Source organism: Caulobacter rhizosphaerae, from assembly GCF_010977555.1.
In the GTDB taxonomy this organism is placed as follows: Bacteria; Pseudomonadota; Alphaproteobacteria; order Caulobacterales; family Caulobacteraceae; genus Caulobacter; species Caulobacter rhizosphaerae.
The window spans coordinates 400,861-423,214 of sequence record NZ_CP048815.1 but is presented as its reverse complement, the minus strand read 5'-3'; the positions used below and the strand labels follow the sequence as shown (position 1 = coordinate 423,214).

Here is a 22,354-nt window from a genome sequence, read left to right as displayed (position 1 = left end):
CATCTCGACTCTCGGTTCGGCGAAGCCTGGGGGCTTCCGTCGCGTTCCTTGCATGAACGGCGCCTACGGAGGGGTAGGCGGTGGCGCGTTTTCCGGACCAGAGCTTAGATCGGTACGATGAACGAACTCCTTCACCTCGTCGCGGACCCCGCCGCCTGGGCCGCCCTGGTCACGCTGATCGTCATGGAAGTCGTGCTTGGCATCGACAACCTGGTGTTCATCTCCATCCTCTCCAACAAGCTGCCGCCCGAACATCGACAGAGGGTGCGCCGGATCGGCATCTCCCTGGCCCTGATCATGCGGCTGGCGCTGCTGTCGACCATCGCCTTCATCGTCGGCCTGACCGCTCCGGTGTTCGACCTGGGCCTGGCTGGCCCCCTGTCGCATGGCGAGCCGACCTTCGAGACGGCCTTCTCGTGGCGTGACCTGATCCTGATCGCCGGCGGCCTGTTCCTGATCTGGAAGGCCACCAAGGAAATCCACCACAACGTCGATCCCGACGCCGACGAATCCGCCCCGGACGTCAAGACCGCGGCGATCTCCAACGTCGGCGGGGCGATCTTCCAGATCATCCTGCTGGACATCGTGTTCTCGATCGACTCGATCCTGACCGCCGTGGGCATGACCGACCACCTGCCGATCATGATCGTCGCGGTGATCGTCGCGGTGACCGTGATGCTGCTGGCCGCCGATCCGCTCGGAAACTTCATCAACAACAACCCCACCGTGGTCATGCTGGCCCTGGGCTTCCTGCTGATGATCGGCGCGGTGCTGATCGCCGAGGGCTTCGGGGTGCACGTGCCCAAGGGCTACATCTACGCCGCCATGGCCTTCTCGGCCGGCGTCGAGGGCCTGAACATGCTGTCACGGCGCAAGGGCGCGAAGAAGGGTTGATACGGTCGGGGACAGGCGCATGCGCCCGTCCCGATCCCGGAGCGCTTCGCCCCCGTCCACGTTCGGCTTGCAGACCGTTCGGCACGCCCGCATGTAGCGCGCGACGATACGTAGGAACGCGATGACCGCCCAGACCTTCACCGACACCGAGCGGCGGACCACCCTGGCCGGGCTGATGATCGTCTTCCTGCTCAGCGCCCTGGACCAGACGGTGGTCTCCACGGCCATGCCGCGGATCATCGCCGAGCTGAACGGCCTGACGCTCTATTCGTGGGTGACCACCGCCTATCTGCTGACCTCGACGGTGATGGTGCCGATCTGGGGCAAGCTGGGCGACATCTATGGCCGCAAGCCCATCCTGCTGGCCGGTATCGCCATCTTCCTGGCCGGCTCGTGGCTGTCGGGCCTGTCGGGTGAGTTCGGCCCGGTGCTGGGCCTGAGCGGCATGGTCCAGCTGATCGTCTTCCGCGCCCTGCAGGGGATCGGCGGCGGCGCCCTGTTCACCACCGCCTTCGCGATCATCGCCGACCTCTACCCGCCGCGCGAGCGGGGCAAGTTCGCCGGCATCTTCGGCTCGGTGTTCGGCCTGGCCAGCGTGCTGGGCCCGCTGATCGGCGGCTATTTCACCGACCATGGCACGGTCCATCTGGGCGGCCAGGTGATCGCCGGCTGGCGCTGGGTGTTCTATGTCAACCTGCCGCTCAGCCTGCTGTCGCTGTTCATGATCCTGGTGAAGATGCCGCCGCTGGAGCACCGGCGCTCGGGGGCGGTCGACTATGTCGGCGCGATCCTGCTGGTCGCGGCCTTCGTCCCGCTTCTGCTGGCGCTGAGCCAGGGCGGCCACGACTTCGCCTGGAGCTCGCCCCAGTCCATCGGCCTGTTCGCCTTCGCGGCCGTCGCCTTGGCGCTGTTCCTGTACGCCGAGACCAAGGCCGGCAATCCGCTGCTGCCGCTGCGGCTGTTCGGCAACAAGGTGTTCGCCACGGCCAACCTGGCCGGCTTCCTGATCTCCATGGCCTTCCTGGGGGTGGTGACCTTCCTGCCGCTCTACATGCAGCTGGGCCTGGGGGTGGACGCCACGACCTCGGGCCTGGCCATCCTGCCGCTGATGGGCGGGTTGATCGTCTCGTCCACCGGCGCGGGCCAACTGGTCAGCAAGACCGGCCGCTACAAGCCGCTGATGATCGCCGGCGCGGTGCTGCTGCTGGTCGGCGTCGCGCTGCTGACCCGGGTAACCGCGCACACCACGCTGCCGGACCTGTGCTGGCGGATGGCCATCGTCGGCCTGGGCCTGGGTCCCGGCCAGAGCCTGTTCAACCTGGCCACCCAGAACGCCGTCGAGGTGCGCGACATCGGCGTGGCCACCAGCTCCAACCAGTTCTTCCGCCAGATCGGCTCGACGATCGGGGTGGCGCTGTTCGGCGCCCTTCTGACCCACCGCCTAGCCAACGAGGGGCAAGGCTTCGACCTGGGATCCCTGCAGGGCCTGGCTCTGAAAGCCACGGCTCAGGGCGCGGCCCGCCATGCCGACCCGGCCCTGGCCCAGGCCCTGACCCACGCCATCACCGGCGTGTTCGCCGCCGGGCTGCTGGTGATCGCGGCGGGCTTGGTGGCGATCCTCCTGATCCCCGAACTGCCATTGCGGAGCCGCCAGCCGGGACCTCAGGGGGAAGCGGTCTGAGATCGGATCGGGGACAGGCGCCTGCGCCTGTCCCCGGCCTCATCCGCAACTTAGAGGAAGCTGTACGGATCCACGTCGAACACCACGCGCACCGAGTTCGGGACCTTGGCCCGGGCCCGCCAGGCGGCCAGGAAGCCCTGCAGGTCCACCGAGCGCTCGGCGCGGACCAGGAAGCGCTTGCGCCGCCGCCCGCGCACCAGGGCCAGGGGCGCGTCGGCCGGGCCGAACACCTCCACCCCCTCGGCGTTGGGCGTGGCGGCCGCCAGGGCGTTGCAATAGGCCTCCAGGGCCACGGGGTCGGGTCCCGAGGCGATCACCGCCGCCAGGCGTCCGAACGGCGGCAGGCCGGCCTCCTGGCGCATGGCCATCTCGGCCTCGACGAAGGCGTCGCGGTCCTGGGCCTTGAGGGCCTGCAACACGCCGTGCTCGGGGGCGTAGGTCTGCAGCAGCGCCCGCCCCGGCTTCTCGTGCCGTCCGGCTCGGCCGGCCGCCTGGGCCAGCAGTTGGAAGGTCCGCTCGCCGGCCCGCAGGTCGCCGCCGCGCAGGGACAGGTCGGCGTCGACCACGCCCACCAGGGTGAGGTTGGGGAAGTTGTGGCCCTTGGCCGCCGCCTGGGTGGCCACCAGGATGTCGATCTCGCCGGCCGCCATGCTGTCGACCAGGGCCCGCGCCCCGGCCGCGTCGAACACGGTGTCGGACGAGAACACCGCGATCCGGGCGTCGGGGAACAGGTGGCGCGCCTCCTCCTCGACCCGCTCCACGCCGGGGCCGATCGAGGTCAGGCTGTCCTTGGCTCCGCAGTGCGGGCAGGCCTCCGGCTTCTTCATCGAAAAGCCCGTCAGGTGGCAGACCAGGCGGCCGGTATAGCGGTGCTCGACCAGCCAGCTGTCGGTGTCGGGCGACTTCATCTTCTCGCCGCAGGCGCGGCACAACACCAGGGGCGCGTAGCCCCGGCGGTTCAGGAACAGCAAGGATTGCTCGCCGCGTGAAAGCGCCACCGACACGGCCTTGACCAGCGGCGGCGACAGCCAGCGCCCGGGCTCCGGCGGGGTCTCGCGCATGTCGATCAGGCCGATGTCGGGCAACTGAGCCGCGCCGTGCCGGGCGCTGAGGCGCAGCCAGCGATAGCGACCCGCCTGAGCGTTCCACAGGCTCTCCAGCGAGGGTGTCGCCGAGGCCAGCACCACCAGCGCCCCCTCGATCTTGGCGCGGGCCACGGCCAGGTCGCGGGCCTGGTAGATGAAGCCCTCCTCCTGCTTGAACGAGCCGTCGTGCTCCTCGTCGACCACCACCAGCCGCAGCTTGCGGAACGGCAGGAACAGAGCCGAGCGGGCCCCGACCACGATCCGCGCCTGGCCGGCGGCCACGCCCTCCCAGGCCCGCCGCCGGCGGGGCGGCGACACGGCCGAATGCCACTCGACGGGGGCGACGCCGAAGCGGGCCTCGAAGCGGGCCAGCACCGCCTGGGTCAGGGCGATCTCGGGCAGCAGGATCAGCACCTGGCTGTCGGGATCGGCGGCCAGGGCGGCGGCCGCCGCTTCCAGATAGACCTCGGTCTTGCCCGAGCCGGTCACCCCGTCCAGCAGCGCGGCCTGGAAGCCGCCCGCCGCCAGCATCTCGGAGAGCACGTCGGCCGAGGCCTGCTGGCTGGGATTGAGCGTCTGGGGCGGACGCGACAGGTCGGGTTGCGGGAAGCGGGTGTCGGGCTCCACCCAGGTGACGGCCAGCACGCCCTCGTCGACCATCCCCTTGACCACCCCGGCCGAGACCCCGGCCGCGGCGGCCAGGGCGCCGGACGCCATCGGCCCCTGCTCGGCGGCGGCCAGCACCTTCAGCCGGGCGGGCGTCATGCGGGCCGGCTGCGCGCCGGTCAGGATCAGGGCCTTGTCCGGCTTGGCGGCCGGATGGCGCAGGCCGCGCAGGGCCATGGCCAGGGGCCAGCCGGGAACGTCGACCGAATAGCGCGCCGCCCACTCCACGAAGCTGAGGACGCCCGGCGGCAGCGGCGGGTCGTCGACCCGCTCCAGCACCGGCTTCAGCGGCCGGTTGCCGCCGGTCCCGTCGCGCAGGCCGGTCACCACGCCGCGAATCACCCGCGGCCCCAGCGGCACGGTCACGTGGTCGCCGATCGCCAGGTCCAGGCCCTCCGGCTCGGCGTAGTCGAACGCCTCGGGCAGCGGCATGGGCAGCAGGACGGAGGCGATGCGGGGCATGGGACCTGACATGGGGACGATCGGGTTCTGCCTTGGAAACGTCGGAAGGTCGAGAGGCGGCGGGGCGGCCATCAAGCGGCTGTTAACCGAACTGGGGCTTCATCGGGACCGCCCCGCCGGTGATCGCATATGGGGACGAACAGTGGATGGAGTAGTCAGACCATGACCGACGCGACCCAGGCGATACTGCCCTATCCGGTCGACGCCGAGGCCGTCCGCGACTTCCTGAGGGCCGAGCCCGACTTCCTGCACCAGGATCCCGACCTGCTCAGCGACCTGGGCCTGCGCCCCGACGCCAGCAACATCGTCGATTTCGGTCCCGCCGCCCTGGCCCGGGTCTCGGCCGCGCACGAGCGCGAGGCCCTGGTCCGCCGCCAGATCGAGGCGACGGCGCGCGCCAACCATTCGGCCCAGGCCCAGACCCACGCCGCGGTCATCGACCTGCTGGACGCCCGCAACCATTCCGACCTGGCCCGCCGCGTCGACGAGATGGCCATCCTGCGCTTCGGCCTGGCCGCCGGGGTGGTCGTGCTGGAAGGCCCTGGCCGCGTGCCGGCCGGCTGGCACGCCCTGATCGCCGGCCAGATCGACATGATCATGGGCGACCACGGCGTCGCCCGCATGGGCTTCCACGCCCCCGCCCTGGGCCTGTTCGGCGAGCGCATCGACGAGATCAAGAGCATGGCCCTGGTCCGCATGGCCGTGTGGGAGCCCTCGCGCCAGGGCCTGCTGGCCTTCGGCTCGGCCGACCCCGAGGGCTTCACGGCCGACATGGGCTCGGACCTGGTCGCCTTCCTGGCCCGCGTCGTCGAACGCACGGCCGAGCGCTGGCCGATCCTGTGACGACCGGAGGGCGGACAGGCCTTCCCAAGGAAGGCCGGGGATGAGCACGGCCCGCGCCGCCCTTTCGGACTGGCTGGACCACCTGGCCCTCGAGCGGCGCGCCTCGCCACGCACTGTGCGGGCCTATGGCGACAACGTCCTGGCCTATCTGAACTTCCTGGAGCGCCATCGTGGCGAGGCCCTGTCGGCGTCCGACCTGGGCGGGATCACGGCGGCCGAGCTGCGCGCCTACCTGGCCTTCCGCCGCGAGCCCCCGCGTTCCCAGAATGGCGACGATCGCGAGGGCCTGTCGCCACGCTCGCTGTCGCAGAGCCTGTCGTCGATCCGCGCCTTCCACCGTTATCTCGACCACCGGCTGGACACGCCCAACGCCGCCATCGGACTGGTGCGCGGCCCCCGCATCAAGGTCGGCGCCCCGCGCCCGGTGTCCGAGGACCAGGCTCACGGCCTGATCGCCGAACTGTCCCTCGACCCCGACCGGGAGGATTGGGAAGCAGCCCGCGACGCGGCCGTGCTGACCCTGCTGTGGGGCTGCGGCCTGCGGATCTCCGAGGGCCTGTCCCTCACCCGCCGCGACGCGCCCCTGGCCGACAGCCTGCGGATCACCGGCAAGGGCGGCAAGACCCGCATCGTGCCGGTGCTCGACGTCGTTCGTGAGCGGATCGACACCTATGTGACCGCCCTGCCCTTCGCCCTGCAGCCGGACGATCCGCTGTTTCGCGCCAAGCGCGGCGGGCCGCTGTCGCCGCGCCATGTCCAGGCGACCATGCAGGCGCTCCGAAGCCGCCTTGGCCTGTCCGACCGCGCCACGCCGCATGCCCTGCGCCATTCGTTCGCCACCCACCTGCTGGGCGCCGGCGCCGACCTGCGCGCGATCCAGGACCTGCTGGGCCACGCCTCGCTGTCGACCACCCAGCGCTACACCCAGGTGGACGCCGCGGGCCTGCTGGCCGCCTACGGCAAGGCGCATCCGCGGGCCTAGTGCTTTCCTTCTCCCACAAGGGGAGAAGGAATTTAGAGGTCCCGCGCTTCCAGTTCCGCCAACAGCTTCGCCAGCCGATCCGCCTCGGTCTGCACCGCCGCCGCGACGAACGGCGACGGCAGGTCCGCGCGGGCGGCGGGCGGTGAGCGCATCACCTGCACGAGGTTGACCTCCTCGTTGGGGTCCAGTTGCAGGTCGTACATCTCCCATTCCTGGGGCGCCTGGCCGGACGGGTCGAAATAGCGGCTGAGCTTGTGGCGGGCGGTGCGCACGCAGCGGACATGGTTGGGCTGGCGCACCGGGCCTGGCGCCAGGTTCACGGCCGGATGCTCCTGGTTCACCGTGTCGACCACGCGTCGGTAGACCTCGAACTCCTTGTCGCACTTGAGATTGGCCGGATCGTCGTTCGAGGGCGAGGGGGCGGTGATCTCGTCGTCGGTGATGAACAGCACGCCCCGCCGCTCGCCGCCGTCGGGCTCGATCACCTGGTCGGCCTCGCCCTTCAGCAGGCCCGACAGGTCCGCGCCCGGCAAGGGCGGCACGGGACGATGGCGGCCCAGGGTTTCGGCGATCGTCGCCCGCTGCTGCGGCGTCACCCCGGCCAGGCCCAGCACGGTGGGCAGGATGTCGATATGGCTGGTCAGGGCGTCGATCTGGCGCGGCGTGCAGCTCAGCGGCCCCTCGCCTGCCCCCCGCGCGTTCTCGACCACCTGGGTCGACGGCGGGAAGCGCACGATCACCGGCACGTGCAGGGCCTCCTGGTAGGCGGTGTGCCACTTCTCGATCATCATGCCGTGGGCCGCGCCGTACTCGCCGTGGTCGGCCAGGAAGATGACGATGGTGTTGTTCGCCTGGCCGGTCTCCTCCAGCGTCTTCAGCACCGCCGCCACGTGGACGTCGACGATCGAATGCAGCCAGGCATAGAGCTGCAGGAACTCCAGGGCGTAGCGCTCGGGCGCGTCGCTCAGCTGGAACGGCAGCACGCCGTTCAGGGCCTGCTGGACCGCGATCTGCATGGATTGCTCATCGTCCAGCAGATCGCCCTTCGCCAGATTGGGGAACTTGTCGTCGATCTTGGTCTTGGCGGTGTTGACGATGTTGAAGCCGGTCTTGGCGTTCAGGGCCAGGCCCACCTTGTAGGCGTAGTCGTGCTGGCAGCTGGGCTTGTCGGCCAGGGACTCGTTCTGGGTGGGCGAGGGCCTGGCGCAGTCCTGCGGGAAGCCGCGTTCGTTCAGCGCGATCTGGATCGTGCCGGCGGTCGGCGGCGGCGTCTTCTGCCCCGTCAGCGGCGTCGTCAGCGGACCGAAGATCGACTGCGTGCCCGAATTGTCAGGAGTCGGCAGGGCCTGGGCGATCACCGCCGGATAGGTGGCGATGTCGTGTGGATTGGTGAACGAGGCCACCGCGAACCAGGGCGGAATGGCGTCGACCTCGGGACCGGCGGCGTAGGGGTCCTGGGCCTGCTGGACGGCCTGGGCGCGGTTGTAGTTCAGGGCCAGGGCCTTGCGGCGGATGAAGGCGCAGGCCTGGTCGGTGAAGCCGGCGTCGCGATAGACGCCCAGATTGTTGATCGCCGCCCCGTGCGGCTCGGGATAGGACTCTTCCCAGTCGTCGAAGCCGTAGCGGTCCAGCGAGTGCTCGGGCGGGTTGCTGACGTGCCACTTGCCGAAATAGTGGGTGGTGTAGCCGGCCTCGCGCATCCAGGTCCCCAGGGTGGGGACGCCGTCCGCCGCCAGCCAGGGGAAGTTGTAGGAATCGCCGCTCTTGAACAGGCCGTCGGTCTGGGTGACCCCCGTTCTGGTCCCGTACTGCCCGGTATAGATCGTCGCCCGGCTAGGCGTGCAGGCGCTGGCGGCGATGGTGTGGTTGCGCAGCAGCGCCGCGTTCTCGCGCAGCGCCAGCAGGCCGGGGAAGTACTGGGCGTAGGGGTTGTGGGCGTCGTCCTCGCGCTGGAACCCCAGGATCCGCTTCAACGGCTCGTCGAACCCGGCCTCGGCCCCGTAGGAAAACCTCGGAAAGCGGTACTGGTCACAGGTGATCAGCAGGATGTTGGGCCGGTTCGGCTGGCTCATGGTCCCCTCGCACGCGCAAAGCGACGCGTTCGCGCCGCCGAAAGGCGAAGCTTGAATATTCACGATAAAGTTGCTATGTCGATTTATGATTACCTTAGAGGGTATACCGTCAAGGAGCGCGCCGCCCGCGCTGTGACATTCCGCCGCCCAAGGCGCCCAAAACCTCGCGATTAACTGTGCTTTTACGGCGCTTACCGCCTTCTGGGGGCCAAGACCGGAGTCCGCCCTTTCTTCGAGGCCGACCCGACATGGGGCCAGAGATGAAGTTCGACGACCTGAAGATCTCCACCAAGGTGGCCCTGCCGGCCGTCCTCCTGACCGTCGTCGCCCTGGCGATCACCGGCGTCGGCGCCTGGCAGGCCAGGATCTCGGAAGCCGCCACCAAGGTGCTGGTCGAGCAGCGCGCGCCATCGGAACTGGAAGGCGCGCGGTTTAACCGTCGCGTCGCCATCATCGGCTACGCGGCCTATCGCACGATCGCCAACCAGGCCGCTTCGCCCGAGGCGAAACAGGCCAGCGCCGAGATCGACACCGCCTACAAGGAAGCCAAGGTCGCCCTCGACAAGATCAAGCACACCGATCCGGCCGACGCCAAGAAGCTGGCCGACTACGGCGTCCGCCTGGATCGCATCTATTCCAGCGCCCGCCAGGGCGCGGACCTGGGCCTGCAAGACGCCAACGACGCGGCCAAGATGGTCATGGGCGTGATCGACCCCGACATCGCCAGCCTCAGCAAGGACGTCGCCGCCTACACCAATGGCCACGCCGACGAGACCAAGGCCATGGTGGCCGAGGCCGCCCAGCAGGCCCAGACCGGCACGCTGATGACCATCGCCTTCGGCCTGATCGCCTCGGCCGCCGCCCTGGTCTTCGCCCTGTGGATCGGCCGCTCGAAGATCGCCGCGCCGCTGGCCGGCCTGTCGCGCACCATGGAGGTCCTGGCCCAGGGCTCGGTGGACGTCGAGGTGGTCGGCGCCCAGCGCAAGGACGAGGTCGGCGCCATGGCCCGGTCGGTCCAGGTGTTCAAGGACAACGCCCTGGCCCTGCGCACCGCCGAGGCCGCCCAGCAGCGCGCGAGCGCCGAGACCGAGGCCGAACGCCGTCGCAACCAGGAGGTCGCCGAGGCCGCCGCCCGCGAGCAGGCCTTCGTCATGGAGCACATCGCCACGGGCCTGAACCGCCTGGCCGACGGCGACCTGACCTATCGTGTCGACGCCGCCTTCCCCCAGGCCTACCAGCGCCTGCAGAGCGACTTCAACGGCGCCATCACCCAGATGGAAGAGGCGATGCGCACCATCGTCCACGCCGCCAACAGCATCGGTTCGGGCTCGGACGAGATCGCCTCGGCCGCCGACGACCTGTCGCGCCGCAGCGAGCAGCAGGCCGCCAGCCTGGAAGAGACCGCCGCCGCCCTGGACGAGATCACCGCCACGGTGAAGCGCTCGTCGGCCGGCGCCGTCGAGGCCTCGCGCGTCGTCACCTCCACCCGTTCGGACGCCGAGCGCTCGGCCGTGGTGGTGCGCGGCGCCGTCGACGCCATGAACCAGATCGAGAAGTCGTCGCAGTCGATCAGCCAGATCATCGGCGTCATCGACGAGATCGCCTTCCAGACCAACCTGCTGGCCTTGAACGCCGGAGTCGAGGCCGCCCGGGCCGGGGACGCTGGCCGCGGCTTCGCCGTCGTTGCGCAGGAAGTGCGGGCCCTGGCCCAGCGCTCGGCCGACGCCGCCAAGGAGATCAAGACCCTGATCTCGACCTCGTCGCAGCAGGTCAGCCAGGGCGTGTCGATGGTCGGCCAGACGGGCGAGGCCCTGCAGGCCATCGTCGGCAAGGTCAGCGAGATCGACGGCCTGGTCAGCGAGATCGCCGCCTCCGGCTCGGAACAGGCCACCGGCCTCAACCAGGTCAACGCCGCCGTCAACCAGATGGACCAGACGGTGCAGCAGAACGCCGCCATGGTCGAGCAGTCCACCGCCGCCAGCCATGCGTTGAAGGGCGAGGCCAACGGCCTGATGCAGATGATCGGGCGCTTCCAGGTGAGCGGCGCCAGCGCCGCGGTGCGCTCCAGCACCCGCCGCGCCGCGCCGCCGACCCAGGTGACGCGTCCGGCCCCGCGGCCCGCCGTCGCCCCGGCGACCGCCGCCAACCGCCCCGGCGCAAACCCCGTCGCCGCGGCGCAAGCCAAGCTCGCCGCCTTCGCCGGCTCGGCCCAGCCGAGCAGCGACGACTGGGAAGAGTTCTAGGTTTTAGTAGCGTAGCGCCCTCGCGTTTCGGAGGGCGTCTCCTCCCCTCGAGGACCTAGCGAGCGTAGGCCCCGCCGGATTTGCCCCCGGCGGGGCTTTTGCGTGGTCATGAGTAGCTCCGTCTCCGCTCCTTCCACCGTCATCCCGGGCCTTGTGCCCGGGAACCCTGGTTCAGCCGACGGTGAAGCAAAATGGCGCGCCACGCCTGTGGCGGAGAGAGGGGTCCCGGGCACAAGGCCCGGTGAGAGGGGAGCGGACCTAACGCCGCCCGGCCGGCCGATCCACGTTGAAGCGGATGGTCGACGACACCGGGCAGCCGTCGACGCTGCGCAGCACGGTCAGGGTGTGATTGGCCGGCGGCAGGTCGCCCAGACGCTGGACCTTCGGGTTCGCGGCCGGCGCGGACTCGGCCAGTTGCAGGCCCGATGTCCGGCAGGCCTCCTCGGTCTTGATCGCCTGGAGAACCTCTTCCTTCGAGCCATGGACCGTGACCTGTCCGCCCCGCGCCAGACTCGCCTTCAACGAGGGCGGCGGCGCGGCGTGGACGGCGGCGGCCAACAGCAGGGCGGATAAAAGCATGGCCGGGCTCCGTTTCCGAGACCCCGCCATTCTACGTCCGATGGCTCGAACGCGCGCATTAACTCTTGGACATCCTGGGGCCGCGTCACCGCGCCCTCGACCAATCGTTCATTGTCGGCGTTCGACTCGGAATTCGACATTGTCGGGGGATTTCATCTTGAATGTCACGGCGAAAGCTTGCGGTGCGCCGCAAACCGTCAGCGGCCAAAGCTCGGTCCATTCGCCGTCGCGCACCGGCGACAGAAGATGTGTCTCACCCATCCGAAGACTGTCCTCAGTCGAGCAACCGTATCGATCCGCAACGGACCAGGCTTGTTCCGCCACCACATGGGTCGCGTCCCATGTCGGCCGGATCGGTGCGATGGATTCCCCCTGCGCCAGACGGACGACGGCGAACCGACTGCCTTCGCTCCGATAGACAACCAGGGTTTGGACGTGATCGCGCCCACACCCCGTAACCCGCACCTTTTCAATGATGCTGGCGGTTCCATAGCGGGCCACTATCGGCGCGAGATAGGGGTCTTCGGTAGCTCGCCAACCAAGAGATTTCGCCGCCGCGCTGGCGCAAACCTCTGAACCGGCGCCGTTCGCCATGTCTTCGGTTTCGATGGCGGTCTTCGCGAGCCAGGCCGAATAGGTCTCCGCGGAGGCGGTTCCCAACAGCGCGCCGGGCCGATCGGGACCGACCAGCGTCATTGCTCCGAGAAGCAAGATCATGGTCGGCCCCATCCTCGAAGCCCTAGGCCTGCATCGTCCAGCCTTCGACGCCCATCGCTGCCTGGCGGAAGGCTTCCGAGCGGGTCGGGTGCGGGTGGCAGGTGCGGGCCACGTCTTCCGAGGCGCCGCCGAACTCCATGGCCACGCAGATCTCGGCGATCATGTCGCCGACATTGGGACCCACGGCGTGGGCGCCGAGGATCCGGTCGGTCTTGGCGTCGGCCAGCACCTTCACGAAGCCGTCGGTCTCGTGGTTGATCTTGGCGCGGCTGTTGGCCAGGAACGGGAACTTGCCGACCTTGTAGGCGACGCCCGCGGCCTTCAGGTCCTCCTCGGTCTTGCCGACCGTGGCGACTTCCGGCTTGGTGTAGATCACGCCCGGGATGATGTCGTAGTTCACGTGGCCGGCCTTGCCCGCGATCAGCTCCATGCAGGCCACGGCCTCGTCCTCGGCCTTGTGGGCCAGCATCGGGCCGCTGGTCACGTCGCCGATCACCCACACGCCCGGGGCGGTGGTCTTGTAGTGGTCGTTGGCGATCACGCCGCGCTTGTCCGGGACGATGCCGACCGTCTCCAGGCCCAGGCCTTGGGTGAACGGGCGACGGCCGATGGCCACCAGCACGTAGTCGGCCTGCAGGGTCTCGGCGTCGCCGCCGGCCACGGGCTCGAGCGTCAGTTGCACCTGCTTGTCGGTGGCGGTCGCGCCGGTGACCTTGGAGGCCAGCTTGAACTTGAAGCCTTGCTTGGTGAGGATCTTCTGGAAGGCGTTGGCCACCTCGGTGTCGGTGCCCGGCAGGATGCGGTCCAGGAACTCGACCACGGTCACCTCGGCGCCCAGGCGCTTCCAGACCGAGCCCAGCTCCAGGCCGATGACGCCGGCCCCGACCACGATCAGGCTCTTGGGGGCCTCGGGCAGGCTGAGCGCGCCGGTCGAGTCGACGATGCGCTTGTTGTCGATGGTCACGCCGGGCAGCGGGGTGGGCTCCGAGCCCGTGGCGATGACGATGTTCTTGGTCTCGAGCACGGTCTCGCTGCCGTCCTCGGCCTTCACGACCACCTTGCCGGGCCCGTCGATGCGGCCCCAGCCCTTGATGTAGTCGACCTTGTTCTTCTTCATCAGGAACTCGACGCCCTTGGTCAGGGCTTCGACGCTCTCGGCCTTCTGGGCCATCATCTGCACCAGGTTCAGCTTCGGCTTGACCTCGATGCCCAGCTTGGCGAACTCGCCGCCGCTGGCGGCTTCGAACATCTCCGAGGCGTGCAGCAGGGCCTTGGACGGCATGCAGCCGACGTTCAGGCAGGTGCCGCCCAGCTTGCCGCGTCCTTCGACGATGGCGGTCTTCAGACCCAGCTGCCCGGCGCGGATCGCGCCATTGTAGCCGCCGGGGCCGCCCCCGATGATGACGACGTCGTATTCAGCCATGGATCTTCGCCTTGAGACGCGCCGCGTTCGGCGCCGGACAGAAAATGGGGCCTGTCCCCCGGTTTCCCAAGGGTGGCTCGGGAGGGTGACTGGGCGCGCGGCTACTCCTAGCGTCTCTGCCTCAGGGATCAACCCAACAGGTGGGTTAAAGGCCCAGTTCGTGGGGTTTTGCCCGCTTCGGTCGCCTCGCGCCCAGGGTCGATCAGGGCAGGGCCGGCGTCGCGCCGATCCCGGCATAGGTCAGCCACGACCAGATCAGGCTCAGCAGGCTGAGGCCGCTGACCACGACCAGCAGCATCATGACGCCGGTCACGGCGGCGCTGCGACGGCGGCCGACGACCAGGAAGCCGGCCGCCCAGCCGAAGAACAGAGTCAACAGCAAGGCCAATCCCGTCCCCGCCAGGCCAGCCGCGGGCGCCGGCTGGGCGCGCGCGACGACCGGCTCTTCCCGCTCGCCGTCCTCGGCCTCCAGAGGTGGCGGGGCGGCGGCGCGCAGCGCGCCGATCAGGGCCCTGGCCTCCGCCGCCTGCCCCTCAGGCGCCCAGAGGCGGAAGCCGCCCATGGCGATCGTCATGATGAAATCGGCGCCGCCCCAGTATTCATTCTGGACCAGGACCTGGACGCCCTCGGCCCTCAGGCGCGAGGCGGCGATCTGAGCCTCGGCCAGATCGGCGAAGCGGGCGATTTCCTTCAGGCTCATGGGCGCCTCCGTCGGCGAAGCCTGGTCGAGAAATGACGCGACCTCAAGGGTGCGGCGGCGAGACCCCGTAACGGGCGGCCAGCACGCGGGTGATCGGCCCCTCGTTGGTGGCGAACCACAGGTCGCCGGCCCGCTGAAGGTCATCCTCGCGCAGGTCGGGATGCTCGAACGGCTCGGCCAGAACCAGGGTCGGCAGGTTCTGATGCGCCTCGCCCAGCAGGCCGACCATGGGGTGGCGCGGCCGTTCGTAGGGCAGGTAGACGATGTCGAGAGCGTCGCGGACTTTAGGATAGTAGCCGAGGAATCCCTCCACGGCCGCGCAGGCCACGCAGAACCAGGGGCGGTCCTGGTCGATCCAGTCGGGGCGCAGGAGGAACAGGCGGTCGCGGGTGGCGGTCATGGCCGGCTCCAGTCCTGGATGTCCAGACCCTCAACCCGCGCGAACTCGCGCACATTGGACGTGACCAGTGTCCAGCCCCGCGCCAAGGCCTGACCGGCGACCAAGGCGTCGATGGCGCCGATCGGCTGGCCTCGTCCTCTCAGCTCGGTCCGCAGGCGCGCCGTCGCCCAGGCGTCGTCGATCGTCCAGTCCGCCATCTTGAAGAACCCACAGACTTCAAGCGCGCGTTCGCGCTGAAAGTTCGGCCGCGCGCTGATTTCTACGCCGTACATGAGCTCGTGAAAGGCGAAGGTGCAGAGGTGCAACGGCGTTTCGTCCACCAGCAGCAAGCGCAGCTGTTCGCGGAACTCGGGGCGACGGCCACGCAGGATGTCGATGAGCACGCAAGTGTCGAACGACAGACTCATTCGTCGAGATCAATGTCGCGCAGGGGCGATTGCGGCTCGCGTTCGGGAAACGGCTCGTCCGTCAATCCGTCCAACCGCGCCCAGAAGGCCGCCATATCTTCCGGTGTCGGCTTTGGGCGCCGACGCACGGGCTCGAGAATGACACGATCCCCCTCGCTGCGGATCGTCACCTCCGTGCCCTCGAACCGAAAGGCCTTGGGCAGGCGGACGGCTTGGCTACCGCCATGGGTGAAGAGCTTGGCGCGGGGCAGTTGTATGTCGAGCTTGGTCATCACGACCTCTGTATCTACACGACATAGATACAACATGAACGACCATCGTTCAATGCCGCCGCCGACAATGAAAAAGGGGCCGCTCGTGCGGCCCCCTTCCCGTATTCGTCGATCGCGAAGCGACTACAGCTCCAGCAGCAGGCGCTGCGGGTCTTCCAGGGCTTCCTTGACCTTCACGAGGAAGGTCACCGCGCCCTGGCCGTCGACCACGCGGTGGTCATAGCTCAGCGCCAGGTACATCATCGGGCGGATCTCGATCTTGCCGCCGACCACCATGGCCCGCTCCTTGATCGCGTGCATGCCCAGGATGCCCGACTGCGGCGCGTTGAGGATCGGGGTCGACATCAGCGAGCCGTAGATGCCGCCGTTGGTGATGGTGAAGGTGCCGCCCTGCATGTCCTCGATGGCCAGCTGGCCGTCACGGGCCTTCTTGCCCAGGCCGCCGATGGCCTTCTCGATCTCGGCCAGGCTCAGCACGTCGGCGTCGCGGACCACCGGAACCACCAGGCCTTTGTCGGTGCCGACGGCCACGCCAATGTCGTAGTGGTTCTTGTAGACGATGTCCTGGCCGTCGATCTCGGCGTTGACGTCCGGCACGGCCTTCAGGGCGGCGACGACCGCCTTGGTGAAGAACGACATGAAGCCCAGCTTCACGCCGTGCTTCTTTTCGAACACGTCCTTGTACGCATTGCGCAGGGCCATGACCGCCGTCATGTCGACCTCGTTGAAGGTCGTCAGCATGGCGGCGTTGTTCTGGGCTTCCTTCAGGCGGCGGGCGATCGTCTGGCGCAGACGCGTCATCTTCACGCGCTCTTCGCGCTCGTGGATCGGGCGCGGCGCGGCCGGGGCGGCGACCGGAGCCGGAGCGTTGGCGCGAGCTTCCAGGGCGGCCAGGGCGTCGCCCTTGGTCACCCGGCCGTCCTTGCCGGTGCCGGCCACCTTCGACAGGTCCAGGTTGTTCTCGGCGGCGACGCGGGCCGGGGCCGGGCTAACCGGGGCGGCGGCGGCCGGAGCGGGAGCGGGAGCCGCGGCGACCGGGGCGGGCGCGGGGGTCGGAGCCGGCGCCGGAGCGGCCTTGGCGGGCTCGGCGGCTTTCGGGGCGGCCGGAGCGGCGGTCGCGGCGCCGCCTTCGGTCACCACGCCCAGGACCGTGCCTGGAACCACGGTGGCGCCTTCCTCGGCGCTGATCGAGGCCAGGACGCCGTCGGCCGGAGCCACGACTTCGAGGCTGACCTTGTCGGTTTCCAGCTCGACGAGCAGTTCGTCCTTCTTCACCGCCTCCCCGGCCTTCTTGGTCCAGCGGGCCACCGTCGCTTCGGTGACGGATTCGCCGAGGGCGGGGGTCATGATGTCGGCCATGTGGGGTTCCGATGTCTCTTGTTTGGTCCGGGCGGTTTCGGTTCAGACTCTGAAGGAAGCGATCAGGCGAAGGCTTCGTTCAGGAAGGTCTCGAGTTCTTTCAGGTGGCGGCTCATCATGCCGGCGGCCGTGGAGGCCGAGGCCGGACGGCCGACATAGCGGGCGCGCTTGGCCTTGACGTCCAGCTTGGCCAGGCTCAGCTCCAGCCACGGATCGACGAAGGTCCAGCCGCCCATGTTCTTGGGTTCTTCCTGGCACCAGACCAGCTCGGCGTTCTTGAACCTTCCGAGCACGGCGAGCACCGACTTCAGCGGCCACGGATAGAACTGCTCCAGGCGCACGATGTAGACGTCGTCGCGGCCAGCCTTGGCCCGGGCGTCGATCAGGTCGAAATAGACCTTGCCCGAGCAGGCGATGACGCGAGTGATCTTGTCGTCGCTCTTCAGGGTGATCCCGCCGACGTCGCAGCCGGCTTCGGCCCCGTCGATCATCACGCGGTGGAAGCTGGAGCCCTCGGCCATGTCCGACAGGTTCGAGACCGCCTTCTTGTGGCGCAGCAGGCTCTTGGGCGTCATGACGATCAAGGGCTTGCGGAACTCGCGGTGCATCTGGCGACGCAGGGCGTGGAAGTAGTTGGCCGGGGTGGTGCAATTGACCACCTGCATGTTGTCTTCGGCGCACGACTGCAGGAAGCGCTCCAGGCGCGCCGAGCTGTGCTCGGGGCCCTGGCCTTCGTAGCCGTGCGGAAGCAGCATGGTCAGGCCGCTCATCCGCAGCCACTTGCGCTCGCCCGAGCTGATGAACTGGTCGATCACCACCTGGGCGCCGTTAACGAAGTCGCCGAACTGGCCTTCCCACAGGGTCATGGTGTTGGGATCGGCCAGCGAGAAGCCGTACTCGAAGCCCAGCACCGCCTCTTCCGACAGGGCCGAGTCGATGACCTCGTAGTGGGCCTGGCCCGGGCGGAGGTTGTTCAGCGGCGTGTAGTGCTCTTCGGTCGTCTGGTCGATGATGTCCGAATGGCGTTGGGTGAAGGTGCCGCGCACGCTGTCCTGGCCGGACAGGCGGACGGGGAAGCCCTCGTCGAGCAGGGTGGCGAAGGCCAGGTGCTCGGCCGTGCCCCAGTCGATGTTCTCGCCCTTCTCGATCGCCTCGCGACGGTTCTCGATGACCCGCTTGACGGTCTTGTGGGCGTTGATGCGGTCGGGGATCGTGGTGATCTGGCGGCCCAGCTCCAGGAGCTTGGTCCTGGCCACGTCGGTCTTGCCCTTGCGCTCTTCGTCGCCGGGCAGGGCCAAGCCCTTCCACTTGCCGTCCAGCCAGTCGGCCTTGTTGGCCTTGTAGCTCTTGCCGGCGTCGAATTCCTTGTCGAGGAAGGTCTCGAACTCGCCGACCCAGGCGTCGGACTCGGCCTGGGTGATCACGCCCTCGCCGACCAGGCGCTGGCTGTAGAGCTCACGGGTCGAGATGTGGTCCTTGATCTTGGCGTACATCAAGGGCGAGGTCATCGTCGGATCGTCACCTTCGTTGTGACCGAACCGGCGATAGCAGAACATGTCGATGACCACGTCCTTGCCGAACATCTGGCGATATTCGGTGGCGACCTTGGCCGCGAAGACCACGGCCTCGGGATCGTCGCCGTTGACGTGGAAGATCGGCGCCTCGACCATCAGCGCCACGTCTGACGGATAGGGCGAGCTGCGCGAATAGCGCGGGCTGGTCGTGAAGCCGATCTGGTTGTTGACGATGAAGTGGATGGTGCCGCCCGTGCGGTAGCCCTTCAGGCCCGACAGGGTGAAGCACTCGGCCACCACGCCCTGGCCCGCGAAGGCCGCGTCGCCGTGCAGCAGCAGCGGCAGCACGTGGCCGCGGCCGGCGTCGGGCTGTTCGCGCAGGGTGAAGGCCTGCTTGGCGCGGGCCTTGCCGATCACCACCGGATTGACGATTTCCAGGTGCGAGGGGTTGGCGGTCAGCGACAGGTGGACCTTGTTGTCGTCGAACTCGCGGTCCGACGAGGCGCCCATGTGGTACTTCACGTCGCCCGAACCCTCGATGTCCGAGGGCACCGACGAGCCGCCCTGGAACTCGTGGAAGATCACGTGATACGGCTTGCCCATCACGGCGGCCAACGTGTTCAGGCGGCCGCGGTGCGGCATGCCGATGACGATTTCCTTCACGCCCAGCGCGCCGCCGCGCTTGATGATCTGCTCCAGCGCCGGAACCGTGGCCTCGCCGCCGTCCAGGCCGAAGCGCTTGGTGCCGGGGAAGCGCTTGTGCAGGAAGCGCTCGAAGCCCTCGGCCTCGATCAGCTTCTTGAGGATGGCGACCTTGCCCTCCTTGGAGAACACGATCTCCTTGTCGCGGCCCTCGATACGCTCCTGCAGCCAGGCCTTCTCGTTCGGGTCCGAGATGTGCATGTACTGCACGCCGACATTGTCGCAGTAGGTGCGGCGCAGGATCGACAGGATCTCGCGGATCGTCGAGGTCTCCATGCCGAGCACGAAGTCCAGGAAGATCGGGCGGTCGTAGTCGGCCTCGGAGAAGCCGTAGGTGGCCGGATCCAGTTCGGGGGCCGGTTGCTTGGGCTCAAGGCCCAGCGGGTCGAGGTTGGCGGCCAGGTGGCCGCGCATCCGGTAAGCCCGGATCATCATGATGGCGCGCAGGCTGTCCAGCGTGGCGGCGCGGACGGCCTCGGCCGAGGTCCCGGGGGCCTTGGCCTCGATGGCCTTGGTCATCTTGGCTTCGACGGCGGGAGCCACGGTCGGCCACTGACCGTCGATGGCCGACAGCCACTCGGGGCGAACGGCCGGCGCCTGGCGCGGCGTCCACGCCGGGTCCTTGGCCGCCGCCTTGACCTGGTCGGCCTGGTCCGAGAGCGTGGCGAAGAAGGCGCCCCAAGAGGGCTCGACCGATCCGGGATTCTCCGCCCACCGGGCGTAGAGATCTTCCACGAAGGCCGCGTTGGCCCCGTAGAGGAACGAGGTCTCGGTCAAGACCTGATTGATGATGCCTGCGTCGTCCGCCATCGTCTTTGCCTTACGATCCTTTTACGCCACCGCTACCGGCGTTGCGTAAATATAGTCTCTCAATCACCGGACGCCCGTAGAACGAACGGGGCCCAGGTGATTTTTTCGGATCGTCGACTGGCGGTCGCAAAAAACCTGGGCCCCGCGCGGGGCGGGGTTTCGGTGTCTAGTTAGCCCTTGAGCACCTCGAGCAGGGTTTCACCCAGCTTGGCCGGCGACGGCGAAACACGGATGCCCGCGGCTTCCATCGCCGCGATCTTGTCTTCCGCGCCGCCCTTGCCGCCCGAGATGATCGCGCCGGCGTGGCCCATGTGACGGCCGGGAGGGGCCGTGCGGCCGGCGATGAAGCCGACCATGGGCTTCTTGCGGCCGCGCTTGGCCTCGTCCGCCAGGAACTGGGCGGCTTCTTCCTCGGCCGAGCCGCCGATCTCGCCGATCATGACGATCGACTTGGTGGCTTCGTCGGCCAGGAAGAGCTCCAGGATATCGATGAACTCGGTGCCCTTGACCGGGTCGCCGCCGATGCCGACCGCCGTGGTCTGGCCGAGGCCGGCGTTGGTGGTCTGGAACACGGCTTCATAGGTCAGGGTGCCTGAGCGCGAGACGACGCCAACCGAGCCGTTCGAGAAGATCGAACCCGGCATGATGCCGATCTTGCACTGGTTCGGGGTCAGGACGCCGGGGCAGTTCGGGCCGATCAGCCGCGACTTGCTGCCTTGCAGGGCCTTCTTCACGCGCACCATGTCCAGCACCGGGATGCCTTCGGTGATGCAGACGATCAGCGGGATTTCCGCGTCGATGGCCTCCAGGATCGAGTCGGCCGCGAAGGGCGGCGGGACATAGATCACCGAGGCGTCGGCGCCGGTGGCTTCCTTGGCTTCGCCGACCGTGTCGAACACCGGCAGGCCGATATGGGTCTGGCCGCCTTTGCCGGGGGTCACGCCGCCGACCATCTTGGTGCCGTAGGCGATCGCCTGTTCCGAGTGGAACGTGCCCTGGGCGCCGGTGATGCCCTGGCAGATGACCTTGGTTTCAGAACCGATGAGGATGGACATGAGAGTTACGCAGCCCCTTTGACAGCGGCGACGATCTTCTCGGCCCCGTCCGACAGGTCGTTGGCGGCGATGACGTTCAGGCCGCTTTCCGAAATGATTTTCTTGCCGAGCTCGACGTTGGTGCCTTCCAGGCGGACGACGAGCGGAACCTTCAGGCCGACTTCCTTGACGGCGGCGATGACGCCTTCCGCGATGATGTCGCAGCGCATGATGCCACCGAAGATGTTGACCAGGATGCCTTTGACGGCCGGGTCGGCGGTGATGATCTTGAAGGCCGCGGTGACCTTCTCCTTGCTGGCGCCGCCGCCGACGTCGAGGAAGTTGGCCGGCTCGGCGCCGTACAGCTTGATGATGTCCATGGTGGCCATGGCCAGGCCGGCGCCGTTGACCATGCAGCCGATCTCGCCGTCCAGGGCGATGTAGGCCAGGTCGTACTTGCTGGCTTCGATTTCCTTGGGATCTTCCTCGCTCTCGTCGCGCAGGGCCCGGATGTCCGGGTGGCGGAACAGCGAGTTGCCGTCGAACGACAGCTTGGCGTCCAGGACCCGCAGGTGCTCGTCTTCCGTGACGATCAGCGGGTTGATCTCCAGCATGGCCATGTCCTTGGCCAGGAACGCCGTATAGAGCTGACCGAGCAGCGTCGCGGCTTCCTTGGCCAGGCCGCCGGTCAGGCCCAGGGCCTTGGCCAGGGCGCGGGTGTGGGTGGGCCACACGCCGGTCGCCGGGTCGATCGAGAAGCTATGGATCTTCTCGGGGGTGGCGTGGGCCACGTCCTCGATGTCCATGCCGCCTTCGGTCGAGGCGACCACCGAGACCATCGAGGTCTCGCGGTCGACCAGCAGCGACAGGTAGAATTCCTTGGCGATCGCCGCGCCCTCTTCGATGTAGAGGCGGTTGACCTGCTTGCCCTTGGGGCCGGTCTGGTGGGTCACCAGCACGCGGCCGAGCATCTCGGCGGCGTTGGTCTTGACGTCTTCCACCGACTTGACGACGCGGACGCCGCCCTTGGCGTCGGGGCCCAGGCCCTCGAACTTGCCCTTGCCGCGCCCGCCGGCGTGGATCTGGGACTTCACGACGAACACCGGTCCGCCCAGCTTTTCAGCGGCGGCGACGGCCTCCTCGACGGTAAAGGCGGGATAGCCGCGCGGAACGGGAGCGCCGAACTCTGCGAGGACGGCTTTGGCTTGGTGTTCGTGGATGTTCATGAGGGACCGGTCTCGACGACGGCTTCTGAAAATTGTGGCCGGGTTATAGGAGCGTGATTTCGCAGGCGCAACCGCGCTGGGACCGATTGTTCCGCTCAGGCGAAAAAGTGGGGCGGACTCACGCGAGCCCGGAACCCATTGGACTTTTTCACCGAACGCGGGGCTTCAAGGGGGTCAGGCCAACCCCCGATCGGCCGAAAAAAGGTACCGCTACCACGACCGAAAGCGAATGACAGCCTTGTCACGCCAACGCCACGCGGCCCGCCTGCTCATCCGTTGCCCA

Annotated in this window: 18 protein-coding genes; 5 read left to right on the top strand and 13 right to left on the bottom strand. The window is 68.4% G+C overall.

Going from position 1 to position 22,354, the window contains the following annotated elements; translation table 11 throughout:
- The first annotated feature begins 117 nt into the window (after positions 1–117).
- Positions 118–894, top strand: a complete 777-nt coding sequence (locus G3M57_RS01875) for a TerC family protein (protein WP_132092663.1) — start codon at positions 118–120, stop codon at positions 892–894.
- 121 nt (positions 895–1,015) lie between these two features.
- Positions 1,016–2,575, top strand: coding sequence for an MDR family MFS transporter (locus G3M57_RS01870; RefSeq protein ID WP_163228519.1), 1,560 nt, complete (start codon positions 1,016–1,018; stop codon positions 2,573–2,575).
- A 50-nt stretch (positions 2,576–2,625) separates the two neighbouring features.
- Here G3M57_RS01870 and G3M57_RS01865 read toward each other — a convergent pair whose 3' ends face one another.
- On the bottom strand, positions 2,626–4,788 hold the full coding sequence (locus G3M57_RS01865; RefSeq protein WP_163228518.1) for a primosomal protein N': 2,163 nt from the start codon (positions 4,786–4,788) through the stop codon (positions 2,626–2,628).
- 162 nt (positions 4,789–4,950) lie between these two features.
- On the opposite strand from G3M57_RS01865, the gene G3M57_RS01860 reads away from it, so the two are divergent.
- Entirely contained in the window at positions 4,951–5,631 is a 681-nt protein-coding gene (locus tag G3M57_RS01860) for a DUF484 family protein (protein ID WP_056754440.1), read from the top strand.
- A 40-nt stretch (positions 5,632–5,671) separates the two neighbouring features.
- Positions 5,672–6,613 carry a tyrosine recombinase XerC gene (locus tag G3M57_RS01855; protein WP_056754443.1) on the top strand — a complete coding sequence of 314 codons (942 nt, stop codon included), beginning with the start codon at positions 5,672–5,674 and terminating at the stop codon, positions 6,611–6,613.
- Between the two features lie 32 nt (positions 6,614–6,645).
- On the opposite strand, the gene G3M57_RS01850 is transcribed toward G3M57_RS01855, so the two are convergent.
- A complete protein-coding gene (locus G3M57_RS01850; RefSeq protein WP_056754446.1) occupies positions 6,646–8,685 on the bottom strand; it encodes a sulfatase-like hydrolase/transferase in 2,040 nt (679 codons plus the stop codon).
- 260 nt (positions 8,686–8,945) lie between these two features.
- Here G3M57_RS01850 and G3M57_RS01845 point away from each other — a divergent pair, with 260 nt between their 5' ends.
- The gene (locus G3M57_RS01845; RefSeq protein ID WP_163228517.1) at positions 8,946–10,928 is read left to right on the top strand and encodes a methyl-accepting chemotaxis protein; all 1,983 of its coding nucleotides are present in this window, start codon (positions 8,946–8,948) and stop codon (positions 10,926–10,928) included.
- Between the two features lie 258 nt (positions 10,929–11,186).
- Here G3M57_RS01845 and G3M57_RS01840 read toward each other — a convergent pair whose 3' ends face one another.
- From G3M57_RS01840 to sucC, 11 genes are all read right to left on the bottom strand, one after another.
- Positions 11,187–11,507, bottom strand: coding sequence for a hypothetical protein (locus tag G3M57_RS01840; RefSeq protein WP_056756990.1), 321 nt, complete (start codon positions 11,505–11,507; stop codon positions 11,187–11,189).
- Between the two features lie 108 nt (positions 11,508–11,615).
- On the bottom strand, positions 11,616–12,224 hold the full coding sequence (locus G3M57_RS01835; protein ID WP_156402235.1) for a hypothetical protein: 609 nt from the start codon (positions 12,222–12,224) through the stop codon (positions 11,616–11,618).
- Between the two features lie 22 nt (positions 12,225–12,246).
- A complete protein-coding gene (gene lpdA, locus G3M57_RS01830; protein WP_056756995.1) occupies positions 12,247–13,647 on the bottom strand; it encodes a dihydrolipoyl dehydrogenase in 1,401 nt (466 codons plus the stop codon).
- 202 nt (positions 13,648–13,849) lie between these two features.
- Complete coding sequence (locus G3M57_RS01825; protein ID WP_056756998.1) at positions 13,850–14,347, bottom strand: putative signal transducing protein; 498 nt, start codon at positions 14,345–14,347, stop codon at positions 13,850–13,852.
- A gap of 43 nt (positions 14,348–14,390) precedes the next feature.
- A complete protein-coding gene (locus G3M57_RS01820) occupies positions 14,391–14,747 on the bottom strand; it encodes a DUF3088 family protein (RefSeq protein WP_056757001.1) in 357 nt (118 codons plus the stop codon).
- Positions 14,744–15,154 (bottom strand): type II toxin-antitoxin system VapC family toxin, encoded by a 411-nt coding sequence (locus G3M57_RS01815; RefSeq protein ID WP_056757003.1) that lies wholly within the window; start codon positions 15,152–15,154, stop codon positions 14,744–14,746. The genes G3M57_RS01820 and G3M57_RS01815 overlap by 4 nt, the downstream gene beginning before the upstream one ends.
- Entirely contained in the window at positions 15,151–15,426 is a 276-nt protein-coding gene (locus tag G3M57_RS01810; RefSeq protein WP_163228516.1) for an antitoxin, read from the bottom strand. The genes G3M57_RS01815 and G3M57_RS01810 overlap by 4 nt, the downstream gene beginning before the upstream one ends.
- 123 nt (positions 15,427–15,549) lie before the next feature.
- Positions 15,550–16,785: a 2-oxoglutarate dehydrogenase complex dihydrolipoyllysine-residue succinyltransferase gene (gene odhB / locus G3M57_RS01805; protein ID WP_056757005.1), complete on the bottom strand. Its 1,236-nt coding sequence runs from the start codon at positions 16,783–16,785 to the stop codon at positions 15,550–15,552.
- A 62-nt stretch (positions 16,786–16,847) separates the two neighbouring features.
- Entirely contained in the window at positions 16,848–19,811 is a 2,964-nt protein-coding gene (locus G3M57_RS01800) for a 2-oxoglutarate dehydrogenase E1 component (protein ID WP_056757008.1), read from the bottom strand.
- A gap of 170 nt (positions 19,812–19,981) precedes the next feature.
- Positions 19,982–20,866, bottom strand: a complete 885-nt coding sequence (gene sucD / locus G3M57_RS01795; RefSeq protein ID WP_028038794.1) for a succinate--CoA ligase subunit alpha — start codon at positions 20,864–20,866, stop codon at positions 19,982–19,984.
- 5 nt (positions 20,867–20,871) lie between these two features.
- On the bottom strand, positions 20,872–22,071 hold the full coding sequence (gene sucC, locus G3M57_RS01790; RefSeq protein WP_035092318.1) for an ADP-forming succinate--CoA ligase subunit beta: 1,200 nt from the start codon (positions 22,069–22,071) through the stop codon (positions 20,872–20,874).
- Between the last annotated feature and the right edge of the window lie 283 nt (positions 22,072–22,354).